Origin of the sequence: Povalibacter sp., assembly GCF_036735925.1 — a bacterium.
Taxonomy (GTDB): domain Bacteria; phylum Pseudomonadota; class Gammaproteobacteria; order Steroidobacterales; family Steroidobacteraceae; genus Steroidobacter.
In genome coordinates this window covers 12,565-27,963 of the sequence record NZ_DAINNK010000016.1, presented here as the reverse complement: position 1 = coordinate 27,963, position 15,399 = coordinate 12,565, and the positions used below count along the sequence as shown (strand labels likewise).

15 protein-coding genes and 1 tRNA gene are annotated in these 15,399 nt (G+C 63.4%); 11 read left to right on the top strand and 5 right to left on the bottom strand.

Annotated features, from left to right (window positions below; all coding sequences use genetic code 11):
• Nucleotides 1-60: 60 nt before the first annotated feature.
• The 11 genes from V7D81_RS07285 (at nt 61) to V7D81_RS07235 (ending at nt 13,587) form a co-directional block, all read left to right on the top strand.
• Nucleotides 61-3,072, top strand: coding sequence for a TonB-dependent receptor (locus V7D81_RS07285; protein ID WP_349257628.1), 3,012 nt, complete (start codon nt 61-63; stop codon nt 3,070-3,072).
• Nucleotides 3,073-3,222: 150 nt separating this feature from the next.
• Nucleotides 3,223-4,776, top strand: a complete 1,554-nt coding sequence (locus V7D81_RS07280) for a tryptophan halogenase family protein (RefSeq protein ID WP_324315483.1) — start codon at nt 3,223-3,225, stop codon at nt 4,774-4,776.
• 15 nt (nt 4,777-4,791) lie between these two features.
• Nucleotides 4,792-5,505: a SapC family protein gene (locus tag V7D81_RS07275; RefSeq protein WP_324315482.1), complete on the top strand. Its 714-nt coding sequence runs from the start codon at nt 4,792-4,794 to the stop codon at nt 5,503-5,505.
• Entirely contained in the window at nt 5,498-6,502 is a 1,005-nt protein-coding gene (locus V7D81_RS07270) for a cupin-like domain-containing protein (RefSeq protein WP_324315481.1), read from the top strand. The genes V7D81_RS07275 and V7D81_RS07270 overlap by 8 nt, the downstream gene beginning before the upstream one ends.
• Nucleotides 6,503-6,512: 10 nt before the next feature.
• Nucleotides 6,513-8,021: a tryptophan halogenase family protein gene (locus V7D81_RS07265; protein WP_324315480.1), complete on the top strand. Its 1,509-nt coding sequence runs from the start codon at nt 6,513-6,515 to the stop codon at nt 8,019-8,021.
• A gap of 22 nt (nt 8,022-8,043) precedes the next feature.
• On the top strand, nt 8,044-9,045 hold the full coding sequence (locus V7D81_RS07260; RefSeq protein ID WP_324315479.1) for a LacI family DNA-binding transcriptional regulator: 1,002 nt from the start codon (nt 8,044-8,046) through the stop codon (nt 9,043-9,045).
• A gap of 113 nt (nt 9,046-9,158) precedes the next feature.
• Nucleotides 9,159-10,181, top strand: a complete 1,023-nt coding sequence (locus V7D81_RS07255; RefSeq protein WP_324315478.1) for a sulfate ABC transporter substrate-binding protein — start codon at nt 9,159-9,161, stop codon at nt 10,179-10,181.
• 103 nt (nt 10,182-10,284) lie between these two features.
• Nucleotides 10,285-10,665: a BlaI/MecI/CopY family transcriptional regulator gene (locus tag V7D81_RS07250; protein ID WP_324315477.1), complete on the top strand. Its 381-nt coding sequence runs from the start codon at nt 10,285-10,287 to the stop codon at nt 10,663-10,665.
• Nucleotides 10,655-11,875, top strand: coding sequence for a M56 family metallopeptidase (locus V7D81_RS07245; protein ID WP_324315476.1), 1,221 nt, complete (start codon nt 10,655-10,657; stop codon nt 11,873-11,875). Before V7D81_RS07250 ends, V7D81_RS07245 begins: the two co-directional genes overlap by 11 nt.
• 129 nt (nt 11,876-12,004) lie before the next feature.
• Nucleotides 12,005-12,307, top strand: coding sequence for a hypothetical protein (locus V7D81_RS07240; protein ID WP_324315475.1), 303 nt, complete (start codon nt 12,005-12,007; stop codon nt 12,305-12,307).
• Complete coding sequence (locus V7D81_RS07235) at nt 12,304-13,587, top strand: HipA domain-containing protein (RefSeq protein ID WP_324315474.1); 1,284 nt, start codon at nt 12,304-12,306, stop codon at nt 13,585-13,587. The genes V7D81_RS07240 and V7D81_RS07235 overlap by 4 nt, the downstream gene beginning before the upstream one ends.
• 64 nt (nt 13,588-13,651) lie before the next feature.
• Here V7D81_RS07235 and V7D81_RS07230 read toward each other — a convergent pair.
• The 5 genes from V7D81_RS07230 to V7D81_RS07215 all read right to left on the bottom strand — a co-directional run bounded on the left by V7D81_RS07230 (nt 13,652) and on the right by V7D81_RS07215 (nt 15,396).
• Nucleotides 13,652-13,728, bottom strand: a tRNA-Met gene (locus tag V7D81_RS07230).
• Between the two features lie 117 nt (nt 13,729-13,845).
• Entirely contained in the window at nt 13,846-14,085 is a 240-nt protein-coding gene (locus V7D81_RS07225; protein ID WP_324315473.1) for a hypothetical protein, read from the bottom strand.
• A complete protein-coding gene (locus V7D81_RS23205) occupies nt 14,031-14,339 on the bottom strand; it encodes a dioxygenase family protein (protein ID WP_349257626.1) in 309 nt (102 codons plus the stop codon). Before V7D81_RS23205 ends, V7D81_RS07225 begins: the two co-directional genes overlap by 55 nt.
• 80 nt (nt 14,340-14,419) lie before the next feature.
• Nucleotides 14,420-14,929 (bottom strand): MarR family winged helix-turn-helix transcriptional regulator, encoded by a 510-nt coding sequence (locus V7D81_RS07220; protein WP_324315472.1) that lies wholly within the window; start codon nt 14,927-14,929, stop codon nt 14,420-14,422.
• A complete protein-coding gene (locus V7D81_RS07215; protein WP_324315471.1) occupies nt 14,926-15,396 on the bottom strand; it encodes an acyl-CoA thioesterase in 471 nt (156 codons plus the stop codon). The genes V7D81_RS07220 and V7D81_RS07215 overlap by 4 nt, the downstream gene beginning before the upstream one ends.
• Nucleotides 15,397-15,399: the final 3 nt, after the last annotated feature.

Here is a 15,399-nt window from a genome sequence, read left to right as displayed (position 1 = left end):
GGGGGCATCGAAGTGAACGATCGCGCACGCAGACCCACCCAGGTGGCGCAGGCCATCTCTTTGATTCTCGGAACAACCGTTGTCTTCTCTACGGCCCTGACGCAGGAAACCCAGGTGCTCGAAGAAGTCGTCGTCACCGGTATCCGCGGCAGCCTCATCTCCTCCATGGAGCTGAAGCGCAGCTCGCAGGGCGTGGTCGACGGCATCGTCGCCGAAGACATCGGCAAGTTCCCGGACACCAATCTCGCGGAATCGCTGCAGCGAATCACGGGCGTGGCCATCGATCGCACGGCGATCGGCGAAGGCTCGCGCATCACGGTCCGCGGCGTGGGCCCCGACTACAACCTGGTGCTGCTGAACGGCCGCCAGATGCCGGCGTCCTCCATCGAAGCCACGACGGTGTCGAATTCGCGCGCCTTCGACTTCGCGAACATCGCCTCCGAGGCAATCTCCGCGATCGAGGTGTACAAGACCAGCCGTTCCAACACCCCGACCGGCGGCATCGGTGCAACGGTCAATGTGAGGACGGCGCGCCCGCTCGATGCGCCTGGCCTGCACTCGAGCCTCGGCGTGAAGGGCGTGTTCGATACTTCTGCGGACAACCTGCCGAGCAATCTCCAGGGCGACACGTTCACGCCCGAGATTTCCGGCATCTACAGCAATACGTTCGGCGACGACAAGTTCGGTATCGCGATCAGCGGCAGCTACCAGGAGCGCGATCTCGGCTACAACCAGGCCACCACCGGCGGCTGGCGCGCGTTCGGCGGCGATGAAGTGAACTGGGGCACGATCCCGCTGCCTGGCTCTCCCGGTTCCGAACGCATCACGAACCGTCCGGATCCAACCGACACCTACTCCGTGCCGCAGAGTCTCGGCTACAGCTTCAACTCGGTCGAGCGCAAGCGCACGAACGGCCAGCTCGCCCTGCAATGGGCGCCGACCGACAACGTCACGGCGACGCTCGACTACACCTATTCCGAGAACAAGATCGCCACCGCACGCAACGAGCTGTCGGCGTGGTTCAACTTCGGCGCCTCCTCCAGCAGCTGGACCGACGGCCCCGTCGCAGCACCCGATGTCTACACGGAACTGCTTCCGGACGGCACCAGCGACGTCGGCATGGGCGGCGCGAAGTACGCGACCAAGAACGAGAACAACTCGGTGGGCTTCAACCTGAAGTGGGACGTTTCCGATCGCCTCGGCCTGCAGTTCGACTACCACGATTCCACGGCGGAATCGGGGCCCGACAGCCCCTACGGCTCGAACGTGGCCTTCGGCGTTTCCGACCTCAGCCGCGGCGATACGACCGGCATCTTCTCCAGCGATTTCCCGGTGCTCGGCATTGCGCTGCGCAACGGCCGCACCACGATCGACCCGTCGCGGATGGAAGTGACCGGATCGAGCTTCCGCAACAGCTACATGAAGTCGGAAGTACAGCAGGGACAGCTGAGCGGCGATTTCGAGTTCACGGACAGCTCGCGCCTCGACTTCGGCGTGGGCCTGACGGAAGTGAACAACCGCACCGCCTTCTCCAACGTGCAGTCCGACAACACCTGGACCGGCATCAGAGTGACGCCAGCAGGACAGACTGTGGACTGGATTCCTCCGGCGGGGACCGGACTGTCGCGCCTGGACTTCGACGACGACATCTGGAAAGCGGACACGATCCGCGGTTACTTCGACCAGATCTCCGGCAGCGGCAATCCCGCACTGTTCAATCAGTTCTTCACCTTCGACTTCGAACGCCTGCGCTCGCAGGTGGCCCAGCTGCGCGGTGCGCTGACCGACCCGCTGCTCGCCACCTGTCCGCTGAACGGCAACCAGTCGGTTCGTGTGCCCTGCTACGAAGCCTCGAATGTCTACGGCACGGACCGCCGCGTCGAAGAGAAATCGAAGAGCGCGTACATCCAGTTCAGCCAGGACTGGGAATGGGGACGCCCGATGCATGCGGCCATCGGCCTGCGTTACGAAGAGACGGACGTCACCTCCAGCGCGCTCGTGCCGATCCCGACCGGCATCGTCTGGGGCGGCAACAACGAGTTCAACGTCCAGTTCGGTGCGCCCGACTTCACGACGCTCGAAGGCAGCTATGACTACCTGCTGCCGAGCTTCGACTTCAGTGTCGACATCACGGACAACCTGAAGCTGCGCGCCAGCTACGGCGAATCGATCGGTCGTCCGCAGTGGGGCGACATCCAGGGCGGCCAGACGCTCGATGGACTGGCGCGCATCAACGGCGGTACCGGCCGGCAGGGCGACCCGAGCCTGAAACCGCTGGAATCGCAGAACATCGACCTGTCGATGGAATGGTATTACGGCGAAGCGAGCTACCTGTCGGTGGGTTACTTCCGCAAGAACATCGACAACTACATCGGTGTTGCCACGGTGCAGCTCACGCCGTTCGAACTGCCGCATCCGGCGAACGGCGCCTACTACAACGAGGCGAACACCAACGGCGCGTGCAACGGCGATCTGGGCTGCATCCGCAGCTACATCTTCACCAATCACGATGGCGATCCGGGCGTGAACGCGGCGGCGGGCACGATCATGGGCCTGCCGGGCGACCCTATCACCGTGTTCGACATCCAGGTGCCCACCAACCAGAAGTCGGCGAAGCTGGACGGCTGGGAACTGAATGTCCAGCACATGTTCGGCCAGAGCGGATTCGGCCTGGCGGCCAACTACACGAAGGTCGATTCGAACATCGGATACGACAACTACAGCCGTCAGGACCAGTTCGCCATGGTCGGCCTCAGCGATTCCGCGAATCTCGTGGCGTTCTATGAAAACTACGGCTTCGGGATCCGTGCTGCCTACAACTGGCGCGACAAGTTCCTGTCGGCCACGTTCGACAGCACCGGCACGCCGAACCCGAACTACACGGAGGAGTACGGGCAGCTCGACATCAGCGCGAGCTACGACATCACGAGCGCGCTCACGATCCAGGCCGAGGTGATCAACCTGACGGACGAGATCCAGCGGATCCATGGCCGTCATCCGAACCAGCTGCTGTTCGCAACCCAGACCGGGCCGCGCTACATGCTCGGCGCCCGCTACAAGTTCGGACAGTAGAACACTGTGTCTGCAAGGTGCTGCGCGGCGCTCCCTGCCGCGCAGCCGGAAAAGCCGCTGTCCCCCACAGCGGCTTTTTCGTTTCCGGCGGGGTGCCGGGGCCGCGCCGGCTGCTTATAGTATCGAGAGCATTCGCATGGGCTTTTCGCGTTGACGAATCCGATTCGACAGGTGGTGATCGTGGGTGGCGGCTCGGCCGGCTGGTTGACGGCTGGCGTCGTCGCGGCGGATCACTGCGCGAAGTCGGAATCCGGATTGCGGGTGACGCTGATCGAGTCGCCGGACGTCGGGCCGATCGGCGTCGGCGAAGGCACCTGGCCGACGATGCGCGACACGCTGCGACGCATCGGCGTCGCCGAGAGCGACTTCATCCGCGAATGCGATGCGTCGTTCAAGCAGGGCTCGCGATTCAATCAGTGGGCGACCGGCGCCGAAGGCGACTGCTACTACCACCCGTTCGTCCTGCCGCAGGGCTATACGGACACGAATCTGGTCGCCGGCTGGCTGGAGCGCCACGGCGACGTTCCCTTCGCGGATCTCGTGAGCTTCCAGCCACATCTCTGCGTTCACGGCAAGGCGCCGAAGCAGATGTCGACGCCGGAATACGCTGCGGTCGCGAACTACGCGTATCACCTCGATGCCGGGAAATTCGGCCTGTTCCTGCGCAAGCACTGCACGGAAAAGCTGGGCGTGAAGCTCGTGCTGGATCACGTCGTCGCGATCCAGACGCGCGACAACGGCGATATCGCCGCCGTTCAGACCCGCGAGCGCGGCCCGATCGAAGGCGATCTGTTCATCGACTGCACGGGCATGCAATCGCTGCTGCTCGGCAGGCACTACGAGATTCCGTTCCTGTCGCAGCAGCACGTGCTCTTCAACGACACAGCCCTCGCGGTGCAGGTGCCCTACCCTGACGAAGACAGCCCGATCGCCTCGCAGACGATCTCGACCGCCCAGACGAGCGGCTGGATCTGGGATATCGGCCTGCCCACGCGCCGCGGCATCGGCCACGTCTATTCGAGCGCCCACACGTCCGATGAGGCGGCAGAGCGCGAACTGCGCAACTACGTCGAGCGCACGGGCGGGCCGGCGGATGCGCCGACGCCGCGAAAGCTCTCGTTCCATCCCGGCTACCGCACGAAGTTCTGGCATCGCAACTGCGTCGCCATCGGGCTCTCCGGCGGATTCATCGAGCCGCTGGAAGCCTCGGCGCTGGCCATCGTGGAATTTTCCGCGGCGATGCTCAGCGACCAGCTGCCGGCGACGCGCAGCGCGATGGACATCGTGGCCCATCGTTTCAACGATGCCTTCCTTTATCGCTGGGAACGCGTCATCGATTTCCTGAAGCTGCACTACATCCTGACGCGTCGCAGCGACTCCGCTTACTGGCGGGACAACTGCCGCGCCGACTCGATTCCCGGCCGGCTGCAGGACCTCATCGAATTTTGGCGTTACCAGCCGCCGTCCCGGTACGATCTGCCGCGCATCGAAGAGATCTTTCCGTCCGCCAGCTATCAGTACGTGCTCTATGGCATGGGTTTCCGCCCGCAGTCGCCGCCGGCCCGCCGGCGCAGCGACGATCCGCAGCGCGCCGACGAATTCTTCCGTGAAACGTCCGCGCTCACGAACAAGATGCTCAAGGCGCTGCCGACCAATCGCGAACTGATCGGCCACATCAAACGCAACGGGCTGCCTCGCATCTAGCAGCCGGAGATCCGCATGCCGAAGAACGTGTTACTGAACAACATCGAGCACAAGGACCTGCGCATCGTCACGACGCGCAGCGCGCAGTACGGCGACGACGTCATGGCGGCGCAGACCTTCCCCGCCGAGTTCCGCAGCGTTCAGGCGCACTATCCGATCGTCTTCAGCAAGACACCCGAAGGCAGGTTCCAGCCGTGGGCCCTGTTCGGTTTCAAGCAGGGACAGAACCTGTTCCTCTCGAACGACGGCTGGGATGCCACCTATGTGCCGCTGATGGTGGAGCGCCAGCCGTTCCTGATCGGCGCGGGTCGCGACGGCGAACTGCTCGTGCACGTCGATCTCGAGCATCCTCGCGTCAGCCGCACTGAAGGTGAAGCCGTGTTCCGCGAGCACGGCGGCACGACGGACTATCTCGAACGCATCAACTCCACGCTCCTCACGCTGCACGAGGGAATCGCAACGACCGGTCCCTTCGTCGATGCGCTGCTGGAGCACAACCTGCTGGAGTCGTTCGTCTTCGACATCCAGCTCGCCGACGGCTCGCAGAATCGCCTCTCCGGCTTTTACACCGTGCACGAAGAACGACTGCAGAACCTCGACGGCGCGGCGCTGGAACGCCTCCACAAGGCCGGCTATCTGCAGGCGATCTTCCTGGTGATCGCTTCGCTATCGAACTTCCGCGCGCTCATCGAGCGGCAGCAGAAGCTGCTGACGACAGCTCATGCCTGAGCGGATGCAGGAAGTCGCCGGACTCGATCCGCGCTCGCTGCCGGAGGATGTCCTGAAGTCGACGCAGCCGCTGCTGCTGCGCGGGCTGGTGTCGGGCTGGCCGATGGTCAAGGCCGCGCTGGAATCGACCAGTGCTGCACGCGCCTACCTGCTGAAGTTCTATCGCGATGCCACCGTGGGCGCGTTCCTCGGCATGCCGGACATCGACGGCCGGTTTTTCTACAGCGACGACCTCGGCAACTTCAATTTCCGGGCGGTGAAGATCAAGCTCGACACCGTCCTGAACGAGATGGCGAGACACGAGGGCGCCGCGAATCCGCCCGCGATCTACGTCGGCTCGACCACCGTCGACACCTGCCTGCCGGGATTCCGCAGCGAAAACGACATCGAGCTGGGCGACCGCCGGGCGCTGGCCAGCGTGTGGATCGGCAACCACACACGCATCGCCGCACATCATGACCTACCCGACAACCTTGCCTGCGTCGCCGCGGGACAGCGACGCTTCACCCTGTTTCCACCCGAACAGATCGACAACCTCTACATCGGCCCCGTCGACTTCACCCCCGCGGGCCAGCCCGTCAGTCTGGTCGACTTCCACCAGCCCGATCTGCACCGGTTCCCGCGCTTCGCAACGGCGCTCGAGCACGCGCAGATCGCCGAACTCGGCCCGGGCGATGCGATCTTCATCCCCAGCCTGTGGTGGCATCACGTCGAATCGCTCGATGCGCTCAACGTCCTGGTGAACTACTGGTGGCGTCAATCGCCGGCGTGGATGGACACGCCGATGCATGCCCTGACGCTGGCGATGATGACGGTGCGCGACCTGCCGCCCGCACAACGCGCGGCGCTGAAGAAGATGTTCGACCACTACGTGTTCGACGTGAACGAGGCCACCGCCGCGCATGTCCCCGAAGGCGCACGGCGTTCGCTGGGGCCGATGACGGAAGACCTGATGCGGGAGCTTCGGGTACGCCTGCTGCAGAGATTGAATCGTTGAGGAGTTGGCAGTGAATCAGAAACGCATTCGCAGAATCGTGATCGCCGGCGGCGGCACCGCAGGCTGGATGGTCGCCGCGTGCATCTCGAAGATCCTGGGCAAGATCCTCGACATCAAGCTCATCGAATCGGACGAGATCGGCACCGTCGGCGTCGGCGAGGCGACGATTCCCACGCTCGTCGCGTTCCATCGCCTGCTCGACATCAACGAGCAGGAGTTCATGGCCGCCACGCAGGCGACGTTCAAGCTCGGCATCGCCTTCGACAGCTGGCGCGACCGCGGCCTGAACTACATCCATTCGTTCGGCATCACCGGCACCGATCACTGGACGGCGGGCTTCCAGCACTTCTGGCTCAAGGGCCGCCAGCGCAACCTCGCCAGCGACTACGGCGACTACTGCCTCGAACTCGTCGCCAGTCTGGCGAACCGCTTCGCGCACCTGCCGCGCGATGGCATGAACTACGCCTTCCATCTCGATGCCGGTCTCTATGCGAAGTTCCTGCGCCGCTTCAGCGAGGGCTACGGCGTCCGGCGCATCGAAGGCAAGATCGTCGAGGTGAAGACCAACGCGCAGAGCGGCTACATCGAATCGCTGCGGCTCGACTCCGGCGACGACATCGAAGGCGACCTGTTCATCGATTGCACCGGCTTCCGCGGCCTGCTCATCGGACAGGCGCTCAAGATCGGCTACGACGACTGGTCGCACTGGCTGTTCAACGACACGGCTCTCGCCCTGCAGACGGAATCGGTCGGCGAGCCCGTGCCGTACACGCGAACGACCGCGCACGAGTCCGGATGGCAGTGGCGCATTCCGCTGCAGCACCGGGTCGGCAACGGCATCGTCTACAGCAGCCGCTACACCGACGATGAGCAGGCGAAGCAGACGCTGCTCGGGAACATCCAGGGCAGGATCCTGACGGAGCCGCGCGTCATCCGCTTCAAGCCGTGTCAGCGGCAGCAGGTCTGGAGCAAGAACTGCATCGCGATGGGCCTGGCGAGCGGCTTCCTCGAGCCGATCGAATCGACGAGCATTCATCTGATCTCGCGCGCCGTGAGCCGCCTGATGCAGAGCTTCCCGAGCGACGGCATCCAGCAGTCGGACATCGACGAGTACAACGAGCGCAGCAACTGGGAAATCCAGCACATCCGCGACTTCATCATCCTGCACTACCACGTGACCCAGCGGCGGGACAGCCCTTACTGGCGCGCCGCCCGCGAGATGAGCATCCCGGCGAGCCTGCAGCATCGCATCGATCTGTTCCGGGAAACCGGTCGCGTCTTCCGCGTGCCCAACGAACTGTTCGCCGAGAACTCCTGGGTCCAGGTCATGCTGGGCCAGGGGTTGATGCCGGAACAGCATCACCAGGTCGCCGATCTCATGGGCGATGCCGAACTGTCGAATTTCCTCGGCACGATCAAGGCCCGGATCGCCAGGACGGTGTCGCAGCTGCCTTCGCATCAGGCGTACGTCGAGCAGTATTGCAAGGCGCCGGACACGCTGGCCGCGATGGCGAAATAACGGGAACAGCGGGCGGACGAGGATGGCCAACATCTACGAAGTCGCGAAACTCGCCGGCGTGTCGCTGGCGACGGTGTCGCGCGTCATCAATCCGGGCGCGAAGGTCAGCGACAAGACGCGGCAGAAAGTGCTCGCCGCGATGAAGCAGCTCGGCTACCGGCCGAATTCGATCGCGCAGTCCCTCGCCACGCGCAGCTCCAACACGGTCGGGGTGCTGGTGTCCGAGCTGCACGGCCCGTTCTTCGGCGCCATGGTGAGCGCGATCGAGGAAACGCTGCGCGCCGCCGGAAAATTCGTGCTCGTGGCAGCGAGCCACAGCAAGGAAGAGCTGGAGGCCGAGGCGATCAAGTTCCTCGTGAGTCGCAACTGCGATGCGCTCATCGCTCACATCGAAGCGCTGCCCGACAAGTTCATCGTCGAGCAGAACAAGAAATCGGCGCCGCTGGTCGTCCTGAACCGCAAGGTCCGCGGCCTCGCCGATCGCTGCTTCAGCCTGAACAACGAACTCGGCGGCTATCTGGCTGCGCAGTCGCTGCTGAAGCTCGGGCACCGCAACATCGCGTACATTTCAGGCCCGCTCGATTTCGTCGACGCGCAGCAGCGTCTGCTGGGACACAAGCGCGCACTGACGGAAGCCGGCGTGACCTTCGACGAGCGGCTGCTGCACGAGGGCGACTATCACGAGACCGGCGGCAGCGACGCCCTGAACGATCTGTTCAACCAGGGCGTGAAGTTCAGCGCGGTGATCTGCGCGAACGACGACATGGCCGCGGGCGCCATGGCCGCCGCGCATGATCGTGGACTGAGACTTCCGGAAGAACTCTCGATCGTCGGCTTCGACGATTCGCCGATCGCGCGCTACGTCTACCCCAAGCTCTCGACCGTCCACTACCCGATTGCCGACATGAGCCGCATGGCTGCCCGCTGGGTCCTGCGCAACGTCTATCAGCAGAACAGCCTGGAAGTGCAGCAGGCGTTTGAGCCTCGATACATCGCACGCGATTCCGTGAGCCGGCCCGCCTGAAGGCCCGCCGCGGCGCTGGGGAAGGCAAAACGGCTGGCATACAACGGGCAGTCATACCCAAAGACTGTTTGCACATGTGACCGCGACGCCTTCCTGAATCCATACTGCGCTCCATGAGCTGCACAGACTCCCGACTCCACCGGCTACGAACCATCGTCGCCATCGCCGCGCTGATCCTCGGCAAGGCACCGCTCGCCGCCGATCTCCTCAACGCCTCCTACGACGTCTCGCGCGAACTGTACGACGAGATCAACCCGGCGTTTGTCGCGGACTGGCAGGCGAAAACCGGGGAGACGCTGCGGATACGCCAGTCGCACGGCGGCTCGTCGAAACAGGCGCGCGCCGTCGCCGAAGGACTGCCGGCAGACGTCGTGACGTTCAATCAGGTCACCGACATCGATCTGCTCCGCCAGCGCGGCCTCGTCGGCGCCGACTGGCGCCAGCGTCTGCCGCACGATGCATCGCCGTACTACTCGCTGCCCGTGATCCTCGTGCGACAGGGCAATCCGAAAAAAATCCGCGACTGGTCCGATCTCGTGCGCCCCGGCGTGCAGGTGGTCTTTCCGAATCCGAAGACCTCCGGCAACGGCCGCTATACGTACCTCGCCGCCTACGCCTTTGCACTCGACCAGTACAAGGGCGACCGGCAGCAGGCCGCGGCATTCGTCGGCAAACTGCTCGCGAACGTCCCCGTCTTCGACACGGGCGGCCGCGGTGCGACGACGACGTTCATCGAACGCGGCATCGGCGATGCGCTGGTGACGTTCGAAGCCGAGATCACTGCGATCCGCACCGAGTACGGCAAAAGCAATCTCGAAGCCGTGATGCCGTCGCTGAGCCTGCGGGCGGATTTCCCCGTGGCGATCGTCGACAGGGTCGTCGACAGAAAGGGCACGCGCAAAGCCGCCACCGCCTACCTGCAGTTCCTGTACTCGCCGCAAGGCCAGGAAATCATCGCGAAGCACTACAACCGCGTCGACGACGCAGCGATCAGCCGGAAGTACGCGCTGCAGTTTCCGCCCGTGAAGCTCGTGACGATCGAGCAGGCATTCGGCGGCTGGGATGCGGTCACGAAGGAACACTTCGCCGACGGCGGCATCCTCGACAAGGCGCTGCTCAAGGCGCCGGCGCGCTGAGGGCTCGCGACTCGAACACTCGCCGCCGGTATTGACTTCATCGATTACAAGTGTAAATTTATATTCGTCTACACGTGTAATCGCTACCCCGGCAATCAGACCGATGAAAGACATCCCGACCATTACTGAAGCGGAATCCGTTGTCATGGAAGTGCTGTGGCAGTCCAGTCCGGTCGCTACGGAAGAGGTCGTGACTGCGTTGAAGGGCCGGCAGGACTGGCAAGAACCCACGATCAAGACTCTGCTGAACAGACTTCTCAAGAAACGCGCGATCAGCGCGCAGAGGGACGGTCGGCGCTATTTGTATTCCCCGATACTTCAGCGCGAACAGTGGCTGTCCAGCGAGAGCAAGGGCCTGCTGGACCGGCTGTTCGGAGGTCGCGTGGCGCCGTTCGTAGCGCACTTCAGCAAGCAGCGAAAGTTGACCAGGAAGGATCTCGCGGATCTCAAACGCCTGATCGAGGAACTCGACAATGAGCGTTAGCCTGATGCAGGTGCTTGCCGAGCTGACGATCGCATCGAGCGTGGCGATTTTCGTCGTGGCGCTCCTGCGCAGGCCCATGAGGCGAATTGCAGGCGCGCAAGTTGCCTACGGGTTGTGGCTGCTGGTTCCGGCGAGCACGCTCGTCCTTGCACTACCCGCACCCTCAGGATCGTCGGAAACCGCCATCCAGACCTTGCCCGATTCGATACTCAGCACATTTGCCGCCCCGGCGCTTTCCGGACAAATGACAGGCGCCGCTGACTACACCGCCATGGGACTGTTTCTTTGGGCTGCAGGCAGTGCCTCGATGCTGGCGTTGATGCTGTATCGACAGCGAGCGTTCAGTCGCTCTCTGGGCCACCTGGCTTCTGCCCACGACGGTACGTTCCGCAGCGCGTCGGTCAGCGGCCCTGTGCTCATTGGCATCTGGCGCCCCCGCATCGTTCTGCCGACTCATTTCGAAGCCCTCTATGACCGGCAAGCGTGCGCCTTGATTCTCGCGCACGAACACGTGCACAGGCGCCGGGGCGACATCCTCGTCAATACCATCGCGGAAACAGCGCTGTGTCTCTTCTGGTTCAATCCAGTCATGTACTGGGCGATAGCACGATTGAGACTCGATCAGGAGCTGGCCTGCGATGCGACGGTGCTTGCGGAATCAGGCTCAGGACGACGTTGCTACGCCGATGCCCTGCTCAAGACGCAACTCGCCGCCGAGTCCACGTGGCGCCTGCCCATCGGCTGTCATTGGCAATCCAGCCATCCCTTGAAGGAGAGAATCGCCATGCTCAAACGTCCCGCACCTGGTTTCGCCCGCAAATTGTCTGGCGCGGTATTGACGACCGCGCTGATCATCTCCGGCAGCTATGCCGCGTGGGCAGCTCAACCGGAGCCTGCACGCGCGGTCCCGTTGAAAGGTGAAGGGCAGCGCATTGCATTCTCCGCGGATCACATGTCGACATCGGCCAGCGGCGAAATCGACTATTCAGGCAACGTCGTCGTCAAGCCAACCGACGCTGACGACCTTGAAATGACCTGGAGCGCCGACAGCGCGAATCGCAGCGACGACGAATCGACGGTGCTGGAGGGGAATGTCCGATTCTCGTTCGCAGCCCATGTACTGACGACGGATCGAGCCACGCTCTTCAGGGACGGAACCATAAAAATGGATTCAGCCCGTCTTTCGCAGACTTCTCCGCAAAAAAACTAGCCGCTCGGCTCTCCTTGGCAAGCAACAGCTTGGGCACCGGATAAAAATAGTAGCTCGGCTATTTTCTTGTTGCTTGCACGCCTCCCGCCCGTACAAAATAGCCAGTCGGCTATTTTTTGGAGGTCAGCCATGCCCATTCCATGCGTACCCATTCGCGACACAAAGCAGCTGGGCGCTTTGGTGCGCGCCGTGCGCAAGGCTCAAGCTCTTCGCCAGGACGAAGTGGGCCGCTTTTCCCACAGCTTCATCGGCGACCTCGAGGACGGCAAGCCTACCGCCCAACTCGGCAAGGTGATCGAAGCATTGCGCGAACTTGGAGTGACGCTCCGGCTGGAGTTGCCCGCAGGACTGGATACGGCCGCAGTCAATCGACATCTGCGGGAATCATCGATCACCGTGGACTCCGCGCCTGACACCGATTCACACCGATGAGCGCGCCCATGCGCGAACTGGTGGCCACGATCAACGGACAGTCCGTGGGGCGACTGCGCGAGCAAAACAACCTGTGGGTGTTCGAGTACGACCCCGCGTGGATCGACACCGGCTTCGATCTCTCCCCGCACATGCCACGCGCGATGGGCTCTATCGTCGACGGCGCGACGTCACGTCCGGTGCAGTGGTTCTTCGACAACCTGTTACCCGAGGAGCAGGCGCGCGATCTGCTGGCTGCTGACGCACAGATTCCGGCGGCAGATGCATTCGGCCTCCTTGCTTGCTACGGCAGCGAGTCTGCAGGCGCGATCACCTTGCGCGCTCCCGGCGAAGCGGTGGGGCGATCCGGGTATGTGCCTCTCGCTGATGCCGAGTTGAGCGACCGGATCAGGAAACTTCCGAAGCAAAGTCTTGCAGCGGATGCACCCAAGCGGATGAGTCTCGCCGGCGCCCAGCACAAGATGGCCGTCAGCATGGTGAACGGTTCGCTCTTCTTCCCGGAAGGCGAGACTCCGTCGACGCACCTGCTGAAACCCGATCACGTGGATCGAGAGAACTGGCCGAACTCGGTCGCGAACGAATTCTTCACCATGCGACTGGCAGATCGTATCGGTCTGCGCGTGCCAGCGGTGCAGATACGCTACGTACCGGAACCGGTGTACCTGATCGAGCGGTTCGATCGCCAGCAGGCGGGAGAAGAAACCCGGCGACTGCACATCATCGATGCCTGTCAGCTGCTGGGGCTCGATCGCACGTTCAAATATCAGCAGGCAACGGTACAGACTTTCGCGAGCATCATCCGCTACTGCACGAACCGCGCGCGGGCGCGTCAGGACATCGCAAGCTGGGTGCTTTTCAATCTGCTCACCGGCAATGCGGATGCCCACCTGAAGAATCTGTCGTTCCACGTAGATGCCGAGGGCGTTCAGCTCGCGCCTTTCTACGATCTGGTGTCTACCGAGTCGTATCACACCGCGCCGGGCGGCAACCTCCAGTGGCCGCATACTCCCTTGAGCACGAAGATCGGTGATGCGGCGACCTTCGCGCAGGTGGATTCGGCTAACTACACAAAGTTCGCTGAAGCGCTCGGGCTGACGCGCACCGCCATCAAACGCCTGCTCGCGCACTCCACCGGAAGGATTGAGGCAGCCGCGGACGATCTCATCCAGGAGTTCGAGGGGACGGATGTCGCAGCTGCCACGCGTGCCGGGCAGCTCAGAATCATTCGCACGGCGCGCACGATCGTGATCAAGGAGATGGCGGCCAGGCTCTCGCCCTGAAAGAAGGTGGAGGGAGATCGAAAGAAATTTTCGGGAAGTCTCCGGACGGTGCCGGCGGACCGAATGGTGGCTAGGGTGGGACTCGAACCCACGACCTCGGCATTATGAGTGCCACGCTCTAACCAGCTGAGCTACCTAGCCTTTCTCTACTCGGGCGGACCTCGGGAAAGTCCAGCCGGCGATGGAAGGGCGGGCATTGTCTGGACCGCTGGGAGTGCTGTCAAGGAATCGGGCATTCCCTGAACGGGCCGCACCGGATCAGCAGTGGAAGAACACCATCTCGCCCGGACCGGACAGGCGGATATCGAATCGGAGCGGACCGCCCGGCATCTCGGCGGCAACCGCAATCAGCGTAGCTCGCCGCACCGCCGGAACGAGAGCGAGAACCGGATCGCTGGCGTTGCCCGGTTCGCCGTCGAAATAGATGCGTGTATAGAGCCGCTTCAGCAGCCCACGCTGCGAACACGCCGACGCACAGGTGCGGCGCCTGATCCGCACCGGAGGCTGACAGGTCTCATGACATCGAACCGGAACTCACCGCTGGCTGGATCGGTGCGAAAGCGGCCGAACGCGCGACGATCCGGCTGCCAGATTTCCAGCATGGCATCGGTGACAGGTTGACCTGCGGCGTCGAGGACCGAACCCGCGATCGTCAGTCGCTGTCCTTCTCCCGTGCAGAGACGATTCCAGCGCTCGTGAATGAGGCCGATCTCAAAGTACGGGCCGACGGTCTGCGACGGCGTGACGCTCAACCGTCGATGCGTACTGCGGATACAGGTGAGGCGGATCGTCCCTCACCGATTCGAGCGGATAGGGATGCGACAAGGCGACCTCAGTCCACGTTGGCGAGTTTGTCGAGCAATGCCAGCAGCTGCTCCCTGCCGGCCTTGCCGATGCGCGCGGTCATGCGCTCTTCGTGTTCGGCCTGACGTACGAGTACACGCTTCAGCAACGCCTCTCCGGCCCTGGTGAGATGCAGTGCATAGGAGCGCCGGTCGTTCTCGGTCGGCAGGCGCTGCACGATGCCGCGGCGTTCCAGCGCATCGACGAGCGCGACGAAGTTCGGCGTCTGGATGCCGAGCGCGGCGCTCGCATCCGCCTGCTTGAGTCCGGGATTCTGGCTGATCACGATCAGCAGACCGAACTGCGCCGGACGCAGGTCCAGATCCGCAAAGGTGTGGAAGAAGTCGTCGAAGACGACGAGCTGGGCGCGTCGCAAGGCATAGCCGATGAAGTGCGACAGCGGACCGAGTGCCGCGGCGCGCTGTCGCGTTTTCGGCGTTGCGACAGAGGCCGCCTTCGCACGAGGCCGGGCACTCGAACCGCGGGACCGGTCTTTCATGAGTCGCTCAGTCTGCCGGCAAAACGTTGCATGACTTCTTCCGGAATGGCGCGCGCCTTGATGCCGCCCGGACGGTCCGGATCCTTGCCGGCCCAGACGCGGCTTTCGTGGCCCTGCACCGCCAGTCTGCCGTCGCGCTGGATTCGATGCTCGATGGTCAGGCTGGAGCGCTTCCACTGCGCGACATGGCTCTCGACGGTGACCCGGTCGCCGAACCGCGAAGGCATGAAGAACTTCGCGCCGACATCGACCAGGGGCATGCCGATGATGTCGTAGGTTTTCACGAGTTCTGTTTTCGGCAGACCCGCCGCCTCGAACAGGTAGGCGGTATTGGCATCGAAGAAGGCGAGATAGCGCGGATAGAAGACGATGCCGGCCGGATCGCAATCGCCCCATTCGATCCGCAGCTCGCGGCGGAACACCAGGCCGCTGGCCGGCGATGGAAAGGTGGAATCGGCATTTTCCATGGG

What these genes read in the sequence shown, in the direction of transcription:
- V7D81_RS07255 (WP_324315478.1), top strand. Translation starts at nt 9,159, where the DNA reads ATGAGCTGCACAGACTCCCGACTCCACCGGCTACGAACCATCGTCGCC.
- V7D81_RS07245 (WP_324315476.1), top strand. Translation starts at nt 10,655, where the DNA reads ATGAGCGTTAGCCTGATGCAGGTGCTTGCCGAGCTGACGATCGCATCG.
- V7D81_RS07260 (WP_324315479.1), top strand. Translation starts at nt 8,044, where the DNA reads ATGGCCAACATCTACGAAGTCGCGAAACTCGCCGGCGTGTCGCTGGCG.
- V7D81_RS07235 (WP_324315474.1), top strand. Translation starts at nt 12,304, where the DNA reads ATGAGCGCGCCCATGCGCGAACTGGTGGCCACGATCAACGGACAGTCC.
- V7D81_RS07270 (WP_324315481.1), top strand. Translation starts at nt 5,498, where the DNA reads ATGCCTGAGCGGATGCAGGAAGTCGCCGGACTCGATCCGCGCTCGCTG.
- V7D81_RS07240 (WP_324315475.1), top strand. Translation starts at nt 12,005, where the DNA reads ATGCCCATTCCATGCGTACCCATTCGCGACACAAAGCAGCTGGGCGCT.
- V7D81_RS07275 (WP_324315482.1), top strand. Translation starts at nt 4,792, where the DNA reads ATGCCGAAGAACGTGTTACTGAACAACATCGAGCACAAGGACCTGCGC.
- V7D81_RS07250 (WP_324315477.1), top strand. Translation starts at nt 10,285, where the DNA reads ATGAAAGACATCCCGACCATTACTGAAGCGGAATCCGTTGTCATGGAA.
- V7D81_RS07220 (WP_324315472.1), bottom strand. Translation starts at nt 14,929, where the DNA reads ATGAAAGACCGGTCCCGCGGTTCGAGTGCCCGGCCTCGTGCGAAGGCG.
- V7D81_RS07215 (WP_324315471.1), bottom strand. Translation starts at nt 15,396, where the DNA reads ATGGAAAATGCCGATTCCACCTTTCCATCGCCGGCCAGCGGCCTGGTG.